At 69.3% G+C, this 16480-nt stretch carries 21 protein-coding genes and 1 tRNA gene; 20 read left to right on the forward strand and 2 right to left on the reverse strand.

Annotation, left to right across the window (positions count from 1 at the left end):
* The first annotated feature begins 23 nt into the window (after positions 1 to 23).
* Positions 24 to 704 carry a DsbA family oxidoreductase gene (locus AC1DDU_RS16190; RefSeq protein ID WP_477435860.1) on the forward strand — a complete coding sequence of 227 codons (681 nt, stop codon included), beginning with the start codon at positions 24 to 26 and terminating at the stop codon, positions 702 to 704.
* Between the two features lie 62 nt (positions 705 to 766).
* On the opposite strand, the gene AC1DDU_RS16195 is transcribed toward AC1DDU_RS16190, so the two are convergent.
* Positions 767 to 1270, reverse strand: a complete 504-nt coding sequence (locus AC1DDU_RS16195; RefSeq protein WP_477435862.1) for a glutathione peroxidase — start codon at positions 1268 to 1270, stop codon at positions 767 to 769.
* A 75-nt stretch (positions 1271 to 1345) separates the two neighbouring features.
* Between AC1DDU_RS16195 and dusB the strand changes: the two genes are divergently transcribed.
* The 5 genes from dusB (at position 1346) to AC1DDU_RS16220 (ending at position 6711) form a co-directional block, all read left to right on the forward strand.
* Positions 1346 to 2512 (forward strand): tRNA dihydrouridine synthase DusB, encoded by a 1167-nt coding sequence (gene dusB, locus AC1DDU_RS16200; RefSeq protein WP_477435864.1) that lies wholly within the window; start codon positions 1346 to 1348, stop codon positions 2510 to 2512.
* Positions 2502 to 3863, forward strand: coding sequence for a deoxyguanosinetriphosphate triphosphohydrolase (locus AC1DDU_RS16205; protein ID WP_477435866.1), 1362 nt, complete (start codon positions 2502 to 2504; stop codon positions 3861 to 3863). Before dusB ends, AC1DDU_RS16205 begins: the two co-directional genes overlap by 11 nt.
* Positions 3863 to 5722: a DNA primase gene (gene dnaG, locus AC1DDU_RS16210; protein WP_477435867.1), complete on the forward strand. Its 1860-nt coding sequence runs from the start codon at positions 3863 to 3865 to the stop codon at positions 5720 to 5722. The genes AC1DDU_RS16205 and dnaG overlap by 1 nt, the downstream gene beginning before the upstream one ends.
* Before the next feature lie 50 nt (positions 5723 to 5772).
* The gene (locus AC1DDU_RS16215) at positions 5773 to 6561 is read left to right on the forward strand and encodes an ATP-binding cassette domain-containing protein (RefSeq protein ID WP_477435869.1); all 789 of its coding nucleotides are present in this window, start codon (positions 5773 to 5775) and stop codon (positions 6559 to 6561) included.
* Between the two features lie 77 nt (positions 6562 to 6638).
* A tRNA-Asn gene (locus tag AC1DDU_RS16220) sits at positions 6639 to 6711 on the forward strand.
* Here the strand turns inward: AC1DDU_RS16220 and AC1DDU_RS16225 are convergent.
* Positions 6673 to 6996 (reverse strand): helix-turn-helix domain-containing protein, encoded by a 324-nt coding sequence (locus AC1DDU_RS16225; RefSeq protein WP_477436869.1) that lies wholly within the window; start codon positions 6994 to 6996, stop codon positions 6673 to 6675. The two genes, AC1DDU_RS16220 and AC1DDU_RS16225, sit on opposite strands and share 39 nt — an antisense overlap.
* A gap of 76 nt (positions 6997 to 7072) precedes the next feature.
* Between AC1DDU_RS16225 and AC1DDU_RS16230 the strand changes: the two genes are divergently transcribed.
* From AC1DDU_RS16230 to AC1DDU_RS16295, 14 genes are all read left to right on the forward strand, one after another.
* Positions 7073 to 7279, forward strand: a complete 207-nt coding sequence (locus tag AC1DDU_RS16230; RefSeq protein WP_477435871.1) for a helix-turn-helix domain-containing protein — start codon at positions 7073 to 7075, stop codon at positions 7277 to 7279.
* Between the two features lie 8 nt (positions 7280 to 7287).
* A complete protein-coding gene (locus tag AC1DDU_RS16235) occupies positions 7288 to 7533 on the forward strand; it encodes a hypothetical protein (protein WP_477435873.1) in 246 nt (81 codons plus the stop codon).
* Positions 7530 to 7937 (forward strand): hypothetical protein, encoded by a 408-nt coding sequence (locus AC1DDU_RS16240; protein ID WP_477435875.1) that lies wholly within the window; start codon positions 7530 to 7532, stop codon positions 7935 to 7937. Before AC1DDU_RS16235 ends, AC1DDU_RS16240 begins: the two co-directional genes overlap by 4 nt.
* A complete protein-coding gene (locus AC1DDU_RS16245) occupies positions 7934 to 8125 on the forward strand; it encodes a hypothetical protein (protein ID WP_477435876.1) in 192 nt (63 codons plus the stop codon). The genes AC1DDU_RS16240 and AC1DDU_RS16245 overlap by 4 nt, the downstream gene beginning before the upstream one ends.
* Positions 8112 to 8291 carry a hypothetical protein gene (locus AC1DDU_RS16250; protein WP_477435878.1) on the forward strand — a complete coding sequence of 60 codons (180 nt, stop codon included), beginning with the start codon at positions 8112 to 8114 and terminating at the stop codon, positions 8289 to 8291. Before AC1DDU_RS16245 ends, AC1DDU_RS16250 begins: the two co-directional genes overlap by 14 nt.
* On the forward strand, positions 8288 to 8632 hold the full coding sequence (locus AC1DDU_RS16255; protein ID WP_477435880.1) for a hypothetical protein: 345 nt from the start codon (positions 8288 to 8290) through the stop codon (positions 8630 to 8632). Before AC1DDU_RS16250 ends, AC1DDU_RS16255 begins: the two co-directional genes overlap by 4 nt.
* Positions 8629 to 9939, forward strand: coding sequence for a DNA primase family protein (locus AC1DDU_RS16260; RefSeq protein ID WP_477435882.1), 1311 nt, complete (start codon positions 8629 to 8631; stop codon positions 9937 to 9939). The genes AC1DDU_RS16255 and AC1DDU_RS16260 overlap by 4 nt, the downstream gene beginning before the upstream one ends.
* Positions 9940 to 10203: 264 nt before the next feature.
* Positions 10204 to 10617 (forward strand): hypothetical protein, encoded by a 414-nt coding sequence (locus AC1DDU_RS16265; protein WP_477435883.1) that lies wholly within the window; start codon positions 10204 to 10206, stop codon positions 10615 to 10617.
* Complete coding sequence (locus AC1DDU_RS16270; protein WP_477435885.1) at positions 10614 to 12227, forward strand: hypothetical protein; 1614 nt, start codon at positions 10614 to 10616, stop codon at positions 12225 to 12227. Before AC1DDU_RS16265 ends, AC1DDU_RS16270 begins: the two co-directional genes overlap by 4 nt.
* Positions 12228 to 12465: 238 nt before the next feature.
* A complete protein-coding gene (locus tag AC1DDU_RS16275; protein WP_477435887.1) occupies positions 12466 to 13533 on the forward strand; it encodes a hypothetical protein in 1068 nt (355 codons plus the stop codon).
* Between the two features lie 2 nt (positions 13534 to 13535).
* Positions 13536 to 15221, forward strand: a complete 1686-nt coding sequence (locus AC1DDU_RS16280) for an HK97 family phage prohead protease (RefSeq protein ID WP_477435889.1) — start codon at positions 13536 to 13538, stop codon at positions 15219 to 15221.
* Between the two features lie 22 nt (positions 15222 to 15243).
* Complete coding sequence (locus tag AC1DDU_RS16285; RefSeq protein WP_477435891.1) at positions 15244 to 15696, forward strand: hypothetical protein; 453 nt, start codon at positions 15244 to 15246, stop codon at positions 15694 to 15696.
* Positions 15686 to 16069, forward strand: coding sequence for a hypothetical protein (locus AC1DDU_RS16290; RefSeq protein WP_477435893.1), 384 nt, complete (start codon positions 15686 to 15688; stop codon positions 16067 to 16069). The genes AC1DDU_RS16285 and AC1DDU_RS16290 overlap by 11 nt, the downstream gene beginning before the upstream one ends.
* A gap of 2 nt (positions 16070 to 16071) precedes the next feature.
* Positions 16072 to 16479, forward strand: a complete 408-nt coding sequence (locus tag AC1DDU_RS16295; RefSeq protein ID WP_477435895.1) for a hypothetical protein — start codon at positions 16072 to 16074, stop codon at positions 16477 to 16479.
* Position 16480: the final 1 nt, after the last annotated feature.

The raw sequence follows: 16480 nt of genomic DNA on the forward strand, positions 1-16480 counted from the left end.
GCGGTGGGCGGGTTGTCCCCAGCATGACGGACGCCATCAAGATCGACGTGTGGAGCGACATCGCCTGCCCCTGGTGCTACATCGGCAAGCGGAATCTCGAGAACGGGCTGGCCGCGGCATCCGCGGATGACGACGCCCCCGCGGTGGAGGTGACCTTCCACTCGTTCGAGCTCTCGCCCGACACCCCGGTCGACTTCGAGGGCGACGAGCTCGATTTCCTCGCCGAGCACAAGGGCATGCCCCGCGAGCAGGTGCAGCAGATGCTGGAGCGTGTCACCGGCGTCGCCGCCGACGCGGGACTGGAGTACCGCTTCGACCTGCTCAAGCACACGAACACCGTGAAGGCGCACGAGCTGCTGCACTTCGCGAAGGAGCAGGGCCGCCAGCACGAGCTCGCCGAGCGCCTGATGTCGGCCTACTTCACGGAGGGGCGCCACCTCGGCCGCGAGGACGAGCTCGTCGCGCTGGCCGCGGATGCCGGACTCGACGCCGACGCCGCACGTGCGGCTCTGCAGAGCGGCCGCTACCTCGACGCCGTCCGCGCGGACCAGGCCCAGGCCGCCGCCTACGGGATCAACGGCGTGCCGTTCTTCGTGATCGACGGCAAATACGGCGTGTCGGGAGCCCAGCCCGCGGACGCGTTCGCGCAGATCGTGCGTCAGGTGTGGGCCGAGCACCGCGAGCCCGCCGACGTCCAGGCCTGACCGCCTCCAGACGGAACGGGCCCGCCGCGACGATTCGCGGCGGGCCTGTTCCGTGTGCGGGCTCAGTGTGGGAGATGGGCCTCGATCACCTCGACGATCGCCGGGTCATCAGGCTTGACGGTGGGGCGGAAGCGGTGGACGCCGCCCTCCGGCGTCAGCACGAACTTCTCGAAGTTCCACAGGATCGGGCCCTTCTTACCCTCGGTGTCACGCGCCTTCTTCAGCGCCTTGTAGACCGGCGCCGAGCCGGGGCCGTTGACCTTGACCTTGTCGAAGACCGGGAACGTCACGCCCCACGTCGTGGAGCAGTACTCGAGGATCTCGTCCATCGAGCCGGGCTCCTGACCCATGAACTGGTTGCACGGGAAGCCCAGCACGGTGAAGCCGCGATCGGCGTACGCGCGCTGCAGCTCCTCCAGCTGCTCGTACTGCGGGGTGAGCCCGCATTTCGAGGCGACGTTCACGATGAGCAGCACCTGCTCGCCGTACTCCGCCAGAGTCGCGGTGCCGCCGTCGGCGGTCTGGAAGGGGATCTCGCGCAGGTCGGTCGTGGTCGCCTCGGTCATAGCCCCAGGCTAAGCCCTCCACGCCGAGGGAAGGCCGTTCAGCCAAGGGACGGATTCCTGTAAGAGAATGGAAGGGTGACGACCGCTCTCGCCCCCGCGCCGACGCTGCGCATCGGGCCCATCGAACTCGACGCCCCCGTGGTGCTCGCGCCGATGGCGGGCATCACGAACACCGCCTTCCGGCGCCTGTGCCGCGAGTACGGCGCCGGTCTCTACGTCAGCGAGATGATCACGACGCGCGCCCTCGTCGAGCGCAACGCCACGACGATGCGTCTCATCACGCACCACGAGTCCGAGACGCCGCGGTCGATCCAGCTGTACGGCGTCGACCCCGCGACGACCGAGGCCGCCGTCCGACTCCTCGTCGAGGAGGACCGCGCCGACCACATCGACTTGAACTTCGGATGCCCCGTCCCGAAGGTCACCCGCAAGGGCGGCGGAGCGGCCCTGCCGTGGAAGCTCGGCCTGTTCCGCGACATCGTGACGCGTGCCGCGCGCGCCGCGGGCGACATCCCGCTCACCGTCAAGATGCGCAAGGGCATCGACGTCGACCACCTCACCTACCTGGATGCCGGACGCATCGCGGAGGACGCCGGAGTGGCGGCCGTCGCGCTGCACGCGCGCACCGCGTCGGAGTTCTATTCGGGACAGGCGGACTGGTCGGCGATCACGAAGCTCAAAGAGACGGTGACCAGCGTCCCGGTGCTCGGCAACGGCGACATCTGGTCGGCCGACGACGCCGTGCGCATGATGGACGAGACCGGCTGCGACGGCGTCGTCGTCGGTCGCGGCTGCCTCGGCCGCCCGTGGCTGTTCGGCGATCTCGCACGTGCTCTCGGCGGCCCCGACGCCGCTCCGGCGCAGCCTGTGGACGCGACGCTCGGCTTCGTCGCCGACGCCTTCCGTCGCCACGCCGAGCTCCTGGTCGAGTTCTTCGAGGACGAGGACCGCGGATGCCGCGACATCCGCAAGCACGTCGCCTGGTACTTCAAGGGGTACCCGGTGGGCGGCGAGCTGCGGGCCAGTCTCGCGACCGCCTCGAGCCTCGCCGAGATCGACGATCTGCTGGCGACCATGGACCTCGACGCGCCGTACCCCGGCGCCGCCGCCGAAGGCCAGCGCGGTCGCGCCGGCACCCCGAAGCGGCCCGCGCTGCCCGACGGCTGGCTGAACTCGCGTGAGCTCAGCGCCGAGGCGACCACCGCCATCGCCGAAGCGGAACTCGACCACAGTGGCGGGTGACGTGGCCGGCGCGTCCGACCGCCCGGCGGGGTACGACGACGCGGATGCCGCCCGCTTCCACGCCGAGCGCCACCGTTCCCAGCGCGACGACTTCGCGCGCGACCGCGCGCGCGTGCTGCACTCGGCGGCCCTGCGCCGGCTCGCGGCGAAGACCCAGGTGCTCAGCCCGGCCAGTCCCGCGGACTTCGCGCGCAACCGGCTGACGCACTCCCTCGAGGTCGCGCAGGTGGGCCGCGAGCTCGCGACCGCGCTCGACCTCGCCGCCGACGTGGTGGACACCGCGTGCCTCACCCACGACCTCGGGCATCCGCCGTTCGGCCACAACGGGGAGCGTGCACTCAACGAGTGGGCGGAGGACGTCGGCGGCTTCGAAGGCAACGCCCAGACGCTGCGCATCCTGACCCGCCTCGAGCCGAAGGTGATCGACGCCGAGGGCCGCAGCTTCGGCCTGAACCTCACGCGTGCGAGCCTCGATGCGTCGTGCAAGTACCCGTGGACGGCGGATCACCCGCTGCCCGATCCCGGTGGGCGGCTGAAGTTCGGCGTGTATCCCGAAGACGAAGAGGTGTTCCGCTGGCTGAGGGCCGACGCCCCGGGCCGCGTTCGCTGCATCGAGGCCGAGGTCATGGACCTCTCCGACGACATCGCCTACTCGGTGCACGACTTCGAGGATGCCGTCGTGAACGGCTACCTCGACCCCGCGCGCCTCGTCGACGCCCGCGAGCACGAATGGCTGCTCACCGCGATCCAGTCGTGGGTCGGGTTCGACTTCGCCCGCGACGAGCTCGAGGACGCCCTCTTCCGCCTCACTCGCATGCCCGAGTGGATCGACGCGTTCGACGGCACCCGTGCGGACCTCGCCCGCCTCAAGAACCTCACGTCAGATCTCATCGGTCGCTTCGCTCGCGCCGCGACGACGGCTACGCGCGAGGCGTACCCCACGTCGGTGCTCACCCGCTACCGCGGGCACCTCATGGTGCCGCGCATCGTCGAGGCGGAGATGGCGGTGCTCAAGGGCATCATCGGTGCGGCCGTGGTGTCGATCGAGGGCCGCAAGGAGCTCTACAAGGAGCAGCGCCGCCTTCTGAAGCGCCTGGCGACCGCCCTGTGGGAGCGCCCCGATGTCCTCGACGCGCTCCACGCCGAGGACTTCGCGGCGGCCGAGACGGATGCCGCGCGTCGGCGCGTCGTCGTCGACCAGGTCGCGAGCCTCACCGACCAGCTCGCCATCGCGTGGCACGGCTCGCTCGTCGCACCGGTGGATGCCGCATCCGTCGGCGTCTGGGCGCCCGGCGCGCGTCCCATGGATGCCTCCGCGCACGCGGCGGGCCGCCCCGCCGAGGTGCGCTGATGGCCGGGCGCATCCGTCAGGCCGACGTCGACGAGGTCAAGGCCCGCACGAACATCGCCGACATCATCGGCGAGCGGGTCGCGCTGAAGTCCGCGGGCGTCGGTTCGCTGAAGGGCCTGTGCCCGTTCCACGACGAGCGCAGCCCCAGCTTCAACGTGCGCCCGCAGGCGGGTTTCTACCACTGCTTCGGCTGCGGTGAGTCGGGCGACGTCTACTCGTTCCTACGGGCGATGGATCACGTCACGTTCACAGAGGCCGTGGAGCGTCTCGCGGGCCGGATCGGCTTCGCGCTGCACTACGAGGACGGGGGATCGGCGCCCGAGCACACCGGCCGGGCCCGTCTGTACGCGGCGAACGCGGCCGCCGCCGAGTTCTTCCGTGCGCAGCTGATGACGCCGGATGCCGACATCGCGCGCCGCTTCCTCGGACAGCGCGGCTTCGATGCCGGCGCCGCCGGCCACTTCGGCGTCGGCTACGCGCCCAAGGGCTGGTCGGGGATGCACGCCGCGCTGCGTTCCGAGGGCTTCACGGACGAGGAGCTGTCGTCGGCAGGACTCGTGTCGCAGGGCCAGCGCGGCGTCTACGACCGGTTCCGCGGCCGTGTCGTGTGGCCGATCCGCGACGTGACCGGTCAGGTGATCGGCTTCGGCGCGCGGCGGCTCCACGACGATGACAACGGCCCCAAGTACCTCAACACGCCCGAGACCACGATCTACAAGAAGGCGCAGGTGCTCTACGGGCTGGACCTGGCCAAGCGCGACATCTCGCGCGAGCACCGGGTCGTCGTCGTCGAGGGCTACACCGACGTCATGGCCTGCCATCTCGCCGGCATCACCACGGCGATCGCGACCTGCGGCACCGCGTTCGGCTCCGACCACATCACGGTGCTGCGCCGCGTGATGGGTGACGACTCGACGGCGGGCGAAGTGGTGTTCACCTTCGATCCGGATGCCGCCGGCCAGAAGGCGGCGCTGCGCGCCTTCGCCGACGCCAAGCGCTTCAACGCCCAGACCTATGTCGCCACCGGTCCGGAGGGGCTCGATCCGTGCGACCTGCGCCTCGCGCGGGGCGACGGTGCCGTGCGGGCGCTGATGGAGACGAAGGTCCCCATGGTCGAGTTCGTGCTCGACCAGCGGATCTCGGGCTACGACCTGTCCAGCGTCGAGGGTCGGGTGGGTGCGCTGCGCACCGCGGCTCCCGTCGTCGCCGAGCTGCGCGACCCCCTGCTGCAGCCCGAGTACGTGCGCGTGCTCGCGCGGCGGCTCGGCATGGACACCGAGGACGTGCGGCGCGAAGTCGAGCGTGCGGGCAGGGGCGGCGGCCGTCGGGATGCCGGCCCCAACGCCGAAGCGCAACCTGCCGCCGCCCCCGACGACGGGGCGCTCCGCGTGACCCTCGCGACCCTGCCCCGCACCCCCGAGGTCGGACTGGAGCGCGACGCCCTGATGGGCATGCTGCAGTTCGGTCACCGGATGGATCCGACGCTGGTCGCACGCGCCCTCGAGCTGCCGTTCCGGCATCCCGCTCTCGACGCGGTGCGGGTCGCCGTGCGCGACGCCGCCGGCATGCAGCGGCCGGGGTGGGCGGTGGATGCCGTCGCCACGGTGCGAGAGCCCTACCGCGCCCTGGCGGCCGAACTGCTCGCCGGCGACTTCCCGGCCCTGAGCGACGACGCCGCCGTCGCGTCCGCCGGCGATCTCGCCCGCCGCCTCGTGCTGCGGGGGCTGGACGGCGAGAAGGCGGAGCTGCTCGGTGCGATCCAGCGCGTGCCGGCCGCCTCCGACGAAGGGCGCGCCATCCGGCTGAAACTGCGCGAACTCGATGCGCGCCGCCAGGCCGTGGCGGACGAAGCCTCCTGAACCGTCCCCCACGGCTGGCGTGCGCGGCGGCCGGACGGCAGGATGAGGGTATGGCTCGACGACGGGACGCGGATGCCGCGATCGACTGCTCCGACATCTCGATCGCCCGCGCGGGGCGGGGCGGTCCGGCCCAGCGGGTCGTCGACGGCGTCTCGTTCCGCCTCCTTCACGGCGGGATCCTGGCGCTGATGGGTCCGACCGGGTCGGGGAAGTCCTCGCTCGCGGCGGTGCTCGCGGGCGCCGAAGAACCGGGACTCGCCGTCGTCGGCGGCAGCGGGCACGTCGAGGGCATCCCGGTGCGTCGTCCGGGGCGCGCTCACCGGTATCTCACCTACTACGCGGGGTACCTGCCGCAGTCTGCGGGGGCACGGCTGCCCGCACGCCTCACCGTGGCGGAGGTGATCGGCGAACCGATCACCAGCCGTGACAAGCGAGTGAGCTCCCGCGCCCTCGCGGTGCGGGTCGCATCGCTCCTGGACGAGATGATGCTGCCGCTGGGCGCTGCCGCGAAGTACCCCTACGAGCTCAGCGCGGGCATGCGTCAACGCGTCGCGTTCGCCCGCGCGCTCGTGCTGCAGCCGCGCGTGCTGATCGCCGACGAGCCCTTCGCGAACATGGACGTCGAGGTGCGCAAGACGGCGCGGGATGCCGTTCTCCGCCGCCAGCGCGAACTCCAGATGGCAGCCCTCGTCGTGACCAACGAGCCCGAGGTGGTGAAGGATCTCGACGCCGACGTGCTGGTGCTGCACGCGGGGCACACGGTGGCCTTCGGCCACGGCACCCGGGACCTGCTGTGGACCCCCAGTGGCGAAGCCGATCGGCGGCTCGTGAGCTCATGAAAGTGGCGTCGATGGTCATGAGCACGGGTTGAGCTTTGCTAGTATGGACTGGTTGCCCGCACGAGAGTGCGGAACATTCCTCCATAGCTCAATTGGCAGAGCAATCGGCTGTTAACCGATAGGTTCTTGGTTCGAGTCCAAGTGGGGGAGCGAAGGCCCTGAGGCTCCACCCTCGGGGCCTTCTTCTGTTTCCCCGACGAGGTACGCGATCGTCGTGCCGAGCGCCCCGGCGATTGCGCGCAGGTCATCGAGTGACCATCCCCGCTCGCCGCGCAGGCGCTTGCCGAGGCTGCTCTGGTCAAGGCCGACCTGGCGCCCCAGCGCGGTCTGCGTGATGCGGCGATCCCACATGATCATGTGCACGCGTCGCCCCACGACGGCATCGAGGCTCTCGCCCGTCTGAAAAGTGCTGATCTGACTCATGCCGCACAGCATAGCCTCATACGGTCAAAACGGACAACACGCGCGCAGGTTTGTCTGATTAGTCCGATATGTCCTATGGTTCGGAGCCATGAGGACATCTCAGCAGGATCAGGACGAATCGGACTACCTCACTCCGATCGAGGCGTCGCGAGCAACGGGGCTCAGCGTTCGTCAGCTCGCTCGGCTCGCCGACGCTGAGCGCATCCGCAGCATCCGGCCCGGCACCCATCGCAGGTATCGCACTGAGGACATCTCGGCGATCATCGCCGGCGAGCCGTGGGCGCCGGCGTCATGAAGTTCTTCATGACGTTGTGGCTCAATGCCGCGGCCGAGGTGACGGTGCTCCGCGAGCACGTCGCCTGGCTCGAGCAGCAATGGACCCGCGCCGAGACGGACGCCGACTACTGGTACTTCGAGGCCAACAACCCCGACGAGGCCCGCGAGCGCCGCCGCTCGCTGGCATCCACGGCCGCGCTCGACGCGCGCGCCGCGCGACAAGAGACCGCTCAACGATGGGCGGCCGATGCCGCCAGGAAGCAGGCATCATGACCAACCTCGACTGGTGCGACCGCGGCAACCACTTCTGCAACGTCGGCGGATGCCAGTGCCCGTGCCACACGGCGGAACCGTTCGAACCCCCGCGGTCCCGCGTGCGGTTCGTGGACACGGACCCGCGACCGCGCGGCCTCGACGCGCTGATCCCGACCGCGGTGGCCACCCCCGCGCCGGACGTGCGCATGCTCCAGTGGAAGCAGCTCGAGGCGGCGCTGTTCTCTCTCACCAACGCGCAGTTCGAGTACGAACGCGGCGAGCACGAGAATGGCCGCACGCATGTCGAGGACTGCCGGCGCGCGATCGGTGCGCTCGCGCTGACGCTCGCTGACGGTCCGGATGCCGAGGGCTATGCGCGGCTCTTCGACGCGATCATGACCGAGCCGAAGGTGCAGCGATGAACCGCCGGCTTCACCTCGCTCTCGCACTCCTCGTCGCGTCCGTGCTCGAGATGCTCGCCGTCCGGCTCATCGACGCGCTCGTGCCCGGTGACCTCCTCGCGGTCGGCCTGTGCATCCTCGCGGGCGTCGTAGCCGGCGTCTGCGTCGTCGCCTATTGGGAAGAGGTGATCGACCGTGCCCGATCGTGAGTACTTCGTCTATCGCACGATGAAGGGCACCCAGGTCTACACCGTGACGGCGCGTTCGAAAGCGGATGCAGTGCGCAAGGTGATGGAAGGACACGGGACGGCTGAGAACTTCGAAATCACGGATGCCGCCCGCACCGCGCTGGCGATCGAGGCGGGCGAGCTGTGAGCGCACTCGATGGAACGCTCGAGGTCGGCGACATCGTTTGGCAGCAGATGTACTCGCCGGTTCACCCGAATCCGCACGCAACACTCGCCGAGCGGATCGCCGGCGGTGTGACCTACATGCAGCGCCGCCAGATGCGCCTCAAGCGCATTTGGCGAGACGGCGTCGATGGGCCTTGTCCGCACGCCGACGAGGACGGCCTGCATCCGCTCAGCGGCTTGCCTCTAGATGAGCACTCCGAGCACTACTACTGCGTCGCGCTCGACAACGAGGCGGACGGCTCGAGCACCACGAACAACTGGTGCGTGCTCGAGCACGCCGAGGTCGACGGTGCCCTGTGGTGAACGAACGAACCGCACCGTGGACGGGCGAGATCGACGCGGTGGAGATCGCTGGCCACATCGCCGAGAGCCCGACCACCCTCGGGCGCGGTTTCGACGGCGACCTCTACGAGTACGTCGACGGCGTATTCATGCGCGACGAGAACGTGGTGACGAAGCGCACCGCGGCCGCGCTCGGCAAGAAATGGTCGCGCACCGTCGCCGGCCAGGTCGAGGCGCACCTGCTGAACATCGACCTTCCCTCAGTAGGTCTACCCGAGCTGCCGAGCGGCCGGCTCCCGTACATCGTGCTCGAGAACGGCATCTATTGGTGGGAGGACGACACGCTCGACGAGCACTCGCCCGAGCTCGGCGCGCTCACCAAGCTGCCGATCACCCACGACCCGATCGCCGTCCCGCACTCGTTCATCGAGTGGCTCGGGCAGGTGTTCGGCGACGACGCCGAGATGCACCGGCACATGTGGGAGGTCATCGGCTACCTCATGATGACCGGCAACCCGTTCCAGAAGATCATCCTCTTCCACGGTCCCGGCGGCGACGGCAAGGGCACGCTCATGCGCGTGCTGCGCGCGATGCTCGGCAAGCCCAACTACAGCTCGGTGTCACTGCACCAGCTCGTCGACGACCGCTTCGCGACATCCGCCCTCTACGGCAAGATCGCCAACATCTCGGGCGACCTGTCCGAGAAGTTCCTCGCCGACCCGCAGGTGCTCAAAGAGATCACCGGCGGCGACTCGATCAACGCCTCGCGCAAGTTCGGCCAGTCATTCGAGTTCGTGCCCTACGCGGTGCCGCTGTTCTCCAACAACGGCCACTTCCGCACCTCCGACACCTCGCGAGGCTGGCGTCGTCGATGGATGGTCATCAACTTCCCCACGGCCGTCGAAGAGCTGGCGCTGGCCGGCGAGCTGCCCTACCTCGACGAGCAGAACCTCATCGATGAGATACCCGCGATCTTCAACGTCGCGATGGACGGACTGCGCCGGCTCATGGCGCGCGGCAAGTTCGCGCCGCCCGCCGCCGCCCTCGAGGCGACCGAGGCGATGCACAACGACGCCGACCCGTTCATGTTCTGGCTCGACGACGACGACGGCGTGTGGCGCGGTGACGACCAGTCGTCGCCCTGCGCGGACGTGTACCGGAAGTACTCCGCGTGGTGCCGCCGCAACGGCTACAGCGCGCTCGCCTCCGGGCCGTTCGGGATGCGCCTCAAGGGACTCGGCGTCACCCGCACTCGCCCCCGTGACGGTCTCGCGCGCGTGTGGCGCTACCAGGGCATCAGCGTGATGCTCTCGAACGTGGAGGGCTGACATGGTGCGGTCCAGGCGCGCGGCCGCGGTGCCGGCGCGGTCCACCCTCGGGCGCCCCCGCACCCCCGGAATGACGAGGCTTCGCCCTCTACACGCCTGTGGTCGGTCCGGTGGTCCAGGACCGGTCCATGAGGTGGTATCGGGGAGTTCCCAGTGGGGGAGCGGGTGGTCCAGGCGGTCCACCCATTTCCTAACCCACACACAAAGAAGAGAAGAAGTAGAGATAAGCGATCTGCCTGGACCGGCTGGACCGGCGGTGACCACGTGAGCGAGAAGCACCGCGATCCTGTCTTCCTCGCCAACCGGCGGATCATCCGTGCACAGGTCACGCGGGCCTGGCGCCTCGGCGACGACGTGCACTGCTGGCGGTGCGGTCGTGTGCTCGAGCCCGGCTCGCCGTACGACGTCGGCCACATCAACCCGGACGGTGGGCCGGGCATCGACAACCTGGCACCCGAGCACCGGCACCGCGTCGGCGGATGCCGCGGCAACCGGTCCGCCGGCGGCCAGCTCGGCGCCGCGATCACCAACGCTCGGCACGGCTCTAGTACTCCATCGCGGCGCCGGTCGTCGGGCCTGCTCAACTGGCGGTTGGTCGGGTCTTTTTTTAGCCAGCGGTGTAACCCCCGCCTTCGGCTCCAACAGCAATCCCTCCCCCTGAACTGGAGACTCGCATGACCCTCACGCCCACGCTCGCCGATCTGTGGTCCGAGGCCAACTGGCTCGAGTGGCGCTCCCGCGTCGACACGCTGCCGGCCGTCCGGCTCACCGATCTGGTGACGACACCGCAGGGCCGGGGCGAGTTCATCGAGGGCTCGCGGCTGCTGCGCCTCGATCAGCGGGAGCGGGCCGGCGACGGTGGGCGCGGGCCTTCGCCGGCGCAGCTGCTCATCGCCGACATGCTCGGCGCCGGCCACTTCATGAACGCGATCTTCGAGGCGCGCCGCACGACGAAGACGACCGCGTGCCAGGCGGTCATGCTCGGCCGGGCCTCGCACCGCGACGACTACCGCATCGGGTGGACCATGGCGACGACCGGCGCGAAGGCGGGCGAGCGGTTCCGGCAAGACATCGTCGCGCACCTCCAGAAGCTCTACCCGGACCCGAAGTCCGCGCCGTTCACCATCAACTTCGGCAAGGGCACCGAGCACGTGTGGTTCAAGTCGACGGGCGCCTACCTGAACGTGTACACGCCGAACGGTGACGGGTTCCGCTCGGGCGGGTTCGACTTCGCTCTCGTCGATGAAGCCATGGCCGCCGACATCGAGCAGGCCGCCGACATCACCCGCGCCGTCATCCCGACCATGGACACCAAGCCCGGCGCGCAGTTCGTCCTCGCCGGCACCGGTGCGAAGTGGCGGACCGGCAACATGCTGTGGGACGCGCTGCACGACCCGGATGCCGGGGTCGCCTGGCACGGCATCCCCGACCAGATCGACCCGGCCGAGCTGGCATCGTGGGAGCCTCACCTCGAGCACCCGCTCACCCGCGCCACCGGCGGGCGGATGCGGGAGCACATCGAGCTGGCGCACATCGGCGTCGGATTCACCACGCCCATCGAGGCCGTCAAGCGATCGTTCGACCGGTGGCCGCTCGATGACTTCCTCATCGAGTACGGCGGGCAGTTCGGATTCGAGGGCGCCGCCGACGTCATCATCCCGCCAGCATGGTGGGAACGCGCGGCGGTCGACCGCGACCTCGCCGAGCTCGCCCCGCCGGCACGGTTCTCGGCCGCGATGAAGGTTCACCACCTCGGCACGCACGCCGCCCTCGCCGTCGCGTGGGAGTACGAAGAGTCCGCCGATCTGGTCTCCGACGCGCTCGCGCTCGAGGGCGTGACCGAGCGGCCGACGCGGCGCGCGGTCGCGGTGTGGCTGCACCAGACCGGTACCGAGGGATTCGAGCGTGACGTATTCGCCAAGATGCGCCGCAAGCAGCTCGTGTACGACAACTACGGGCACACCGCGATCATCGCCAAGAAGCTCGAGAAGCTGCCGTTGAGGCCCGACCTCAAGCCGACCAAGCCGGGTGACATCCCGCTGTCCACGGTGCGCATGTTGCAGGGCCTCGAGGACGGCACGGTCGTGCACTTCCGACAGGCAGTGCTCGACGGTGCCGCGGCGATCGCCACGCGCCAGAAGTTCGGCAACTACGGATCCTTCCGGTTCGGCCCACCCAAGACCGACCCCGAGGCAGACCTCACCGCACTGGAGGCCGCGGCGCTCGCGCTGCACTTCCTCGACGACCAGCCCACCCACGTCAGCCCGGCCGACGCCGTGCAGTTCTGAGGCGACGATGATCTACCTCGATGTCACACGCGAGAGCGTCGTTGTCGTCTGCCAGGAGTGCGGAATCTGGCAGGTCATGGCGTTCACGAAGCTCGACGCGTGGGAGCGCGCGGCAGCTCACGAAGCGCGCGCCCATCCCGAGCGAACACAGGCGCGCGACGCGCTCTCGACGTTCCGGAAGCGTGCGCGACACGCCGGGTGATTTTCGGGTGTTGGCAGTCGGGTCGAACCTCATGCCGTGGGTTTCTGGCGCGATCTCTTCCTCGGCGGTCCGGCGATGTCGGCGACGGCAGGCCTGCTGTCGTGGTACTCGCCGCAGGACAGCATCCAGTCGCTATTCACCGCCGACGCGCTCCCCGTCGCCCCCGACACGCTCACTCGCGACGTCGCGCTGAGCATCGGCCCGGTAAAGCGTGCGCACGACATCACGTGCGGCGTCCTAGCCGACATGCCGTGGGTGCAGCACGACGGTGCCACTCCGCTCTCGGATCAGCCCGATTGGCTGGTGACCACGGCATCAGGCATCCCGCCGTACGACCTCCGATGGGCTGTCGTCTCCGACCTGTTCATGTCGGGATGGGCGGCGATCGGCTTCCAGCTCGGCGGAGACCGTACGCCGGTCGACGCGATCCACATCCCGAAGGGGAGCTGGTCGCTCGACAACGACGGCACCATCCGCGTCAAGTCCACGGTGCCGGCGAATTACCGGCAGCTCGTCGTGCCGATCCGCCTCGGCTACGGGTCGAACGGCATGCTCGGTGACGCGATCGTGGACCTGAAGGCGGCGCTCTCGATCCGCGGCTCGTACCGCGACCGCATCGAGAACCCGATCGCGCAGACCATCCTCACCCTCGTCGGGGAGCGGTGGGATGCGTGGTCGCCCGAAGAGCGCGAGCAGTTCCGGCAGCTCTGGATCAATGGCCGCTCGGCCGAGGGCGGCGCGACCGCGATGAAGCCGGATTGGGTGACCGTCGACACGTCCGGCGAGATTGCAACCGACCTGTTCGAGTCCGGCCGCAACGGCAACCGCCTCGACCTCGCCAACCACGCCGGTCTGCCTGCGTCGCTGCTGGAGGGCGTGCGTCAGGGCGGCTCGGGCGGCGGCACCGAGATGCGCTACACGGGCGTGCAGAACGGTGCGCAGCGCAACGAGGTCTGGGACTTCGGCCTCAAGAAGTACGCGTCGGCGATCGCCGCTCGCCTCTCGCTCGACGACGTGTGCCCGAAGGGGCAATCGATCCGCGTCGACACCGGCGCATTCCTGTCGGTGCCGGCACCGACCCAGCAGCAGACAAGCGAGGACTGAACATGCACGACATCACCATCCAGGGCGGCGAGGTGCTCGCGAGCCTCGACGAGCGAACCATCACCGGCCTGCTGATCCCGTTCAACGAGGTCGGGCAGACCAACGCCGGACGGTTCACCGTCGAGGCCGGCTCGATCGAGCTGCCCGCCGATCCCGCCGTCGTCACCCTCAACGTCGACCACGACCGGTACAAGCCGGTCGGCCGCGCATCCCGCCTGTGGGAAACGGCGCAGGGGATCATGGCCGCGTTCAGCATCGGCCGCACCCCGGACGGTGACGCGGTGCTCGCCGACGCGCTCAACCCCGGCGGCAAGCGCCGGGCGCTGTCGGCCGAATTCAAGACCGACATCGATGCCGGCCGCGTCGCCCGCAACGGCGTGCTCGCCGGGGCCGCGATCCTCGCCGCCGGCGCGTTCCGCTCGGCTCGCGTGCTCGCCGAGCTGGCCGAGGGCGAGATCGCCAGCGACAAGAGCGAGTCGGAGTACGTCTACACCGACTGGGACGGGCGCAAGTTCAAGCGCGTCTACGAGTCCGAATCCACCACCGAAGAGGTAGACGGCGGCACCAAGACCACCACCGTCACCACATCCACCGAGACCGAGGTCGACTCGGCTGACACCGAAGAGGAGGCCCCCGTGGCCGAGCAGGAAACCGTCATGGCCGGGGCCGTCCCCGGCACCATCGTCGAGAGCGGCGCGGCCGTCACCGCCGGCCGCGCGCCGAGCATCCAGACGATCGCGCAGGCGATCGCCGACCTCAAGACGAACCGCAACGACCAGCAGGCCGTCGAGGTTCTCGCCGGCCTGTCCGACCTGACGTTCGCCGACGCCGGCGGCGCGATCCACCCCAACTGGATGGGCCTCATCTCGGCGGGCATCCCCTACGTGCAGGAGTACATCTCGCTCTTCAACCCCGGCACCGAGATCTACGCCGGCGGCAAGAAGGGCTTCAAGATCAAGCGCGGCACCGCGGGCGCCCCGCTGAATGCGCCGCTTGACGGCACCTGGGCGGGCAACAAGACCGCGATCAAGTCGTACAAGGGCTTCACCACGGACCACTCCAGCGTCCTCGACCGCTGGGCGATCGGCGAGGACATCGGCCGCGAGTTCTACGACCTGCCCGGCGGCATGGACTTCGTGCTTGCGTTCCTGCAGTTCCTCCAGGAGGACTACCTGATCTGGCAGGACGAGCTGGCGCTCGGCTATGCCGTCGCCGCCGCCGGCGCGCCGGTCGCGCCGAACTCGCCGGCCCTGCCGGCGAACTACCCGACCGCGCTGAAGCACCTCATCCATGGCATCCTCGCTGTCAAGAAGCGCAAGGCTGACGGCCGCCGCGACACGCCCACGTTCGCGATCGCGAACGACAAGGACTTCGAGGAACTGATCTACGCGGCCGGCGGCGAGCAGAACCTGCCCGCGTTCGTCAGCATCGCGCTGTCGACCTCGGGCAACGGCACTGTGGACGGCAACGTGCACGTGGTCAACGGCGACATCGGCATCGAGGACACCGGCGCGTGCCTCGTCGGTTCGTCGTACGCGATCGACTTCGACCGTCCCGCGGGCGGGCTGCTCGAGGTCGACGCGCTCGACATCGCACGCGGTGGCGTCGACAAGGCCGTGCACGGCTACCTCCAGACGTTCGTGAAGCGTCCCGAGGCGCTCGTGCTCGTCGGCGTCGCAGACGTCTGATCGGCCGGGGGGAGTGTAGGCGATGGCCGCATGGTTCACGTTCGATCCTCAAGACGAGGCGTCGCTCGAGCGTCTGCTCGGCGACGGTGGGACCAACGAGGGCGCCTGGCCGGAAGCACCGGTCAACCGTCCCGAGGTGCTCACCATGCTCTTCGAGGTCGCACGGGAACAGGTCATCGCCTACGCCCCCGCCCCCGGCACGGCCGAGTCGGCGGTCGCCGCGGTGCTCGAGCGCTTCGGCCTCGAGCACAAGCTCGTCGACGTGCTCGCCGTGCTCGAGCTGGACGCGCTCACCGCCCCGCCGCAGCGGTATGTGTACGCGCAGCTCCAGCAGGCGGTGACGTTGTGGAACGCCGGCCGCACCGCGCCGGACGGCACGGTCGGCGACGGCGCGTTCGTGTTCACACCGCGGCCGCTGGACAAGACCATCCGCGGAATCATCCGCCCGATGGACGGGAAACCCCATGTCCTCTAGCGTCCGCGAACAGGTCGCGGCGCTGATCAAGCCGCTCATCACCGGGAACCGGTGGAGCATCCAACCGCACACGGTCAAGCAGCTCGGAACATCGCTCACGCGTACCACCGTGTTCATCGAGCACACCGGCATCGACCCGCAACCGATCGCGCCGGTCGGCATGGTCGACAACACGTGCATCGTCACGATCCTCTCGGCACTCGCTGACTGGCAGAAGGCCGAGGACGCGCTCGACGCGAAGGTCATGGACCTCATCGCGGCACTCGACGCCTCGACCATCCTCACGTGGTCCAACGCTCGCAAGGTCGAGGTCGCCGAAACCTATCTCGGGTGGGCGATCACGCTCACCGTCATCACACAGAAGGAAGGCTAACCATGGCCAAGATCGCAGCAACTCCCGTGCTCTTCAAGGCACCGGTGAGTCTCGGAACCGACGAGTACACGGCGCACCTGAACAAGGCCGAGTTCGTGCCGACGCAGCCGACTGCATCGGTGACCGACCTCGACGGCAAGGTCACCAACTTCGGCGGCAAGTCGGGATGGATCCTCGACATGGCCGGCTTCCAGGACTGGTCCTCGGCGAACACGCTCGCCGCGTACCTCACCGCTCATGAGGGCGAAGAGATCGACGTGACGGTCGGCCCGGACGCGTCCGGCGCGACGCACGCGGGCAAGGTGATCGCCGCGGCCGTCAACAAGGGCGGCACGATCAACACGCCGGCGCAGTGGGCCAAGCAGCTCCCGTGCAACGGCGATGTCATCACCACCTACCCGGAGCCGTAAC

It is taken from the genome of Microbacterium sp. 05T445 (genome assembly GCF_056395865.1).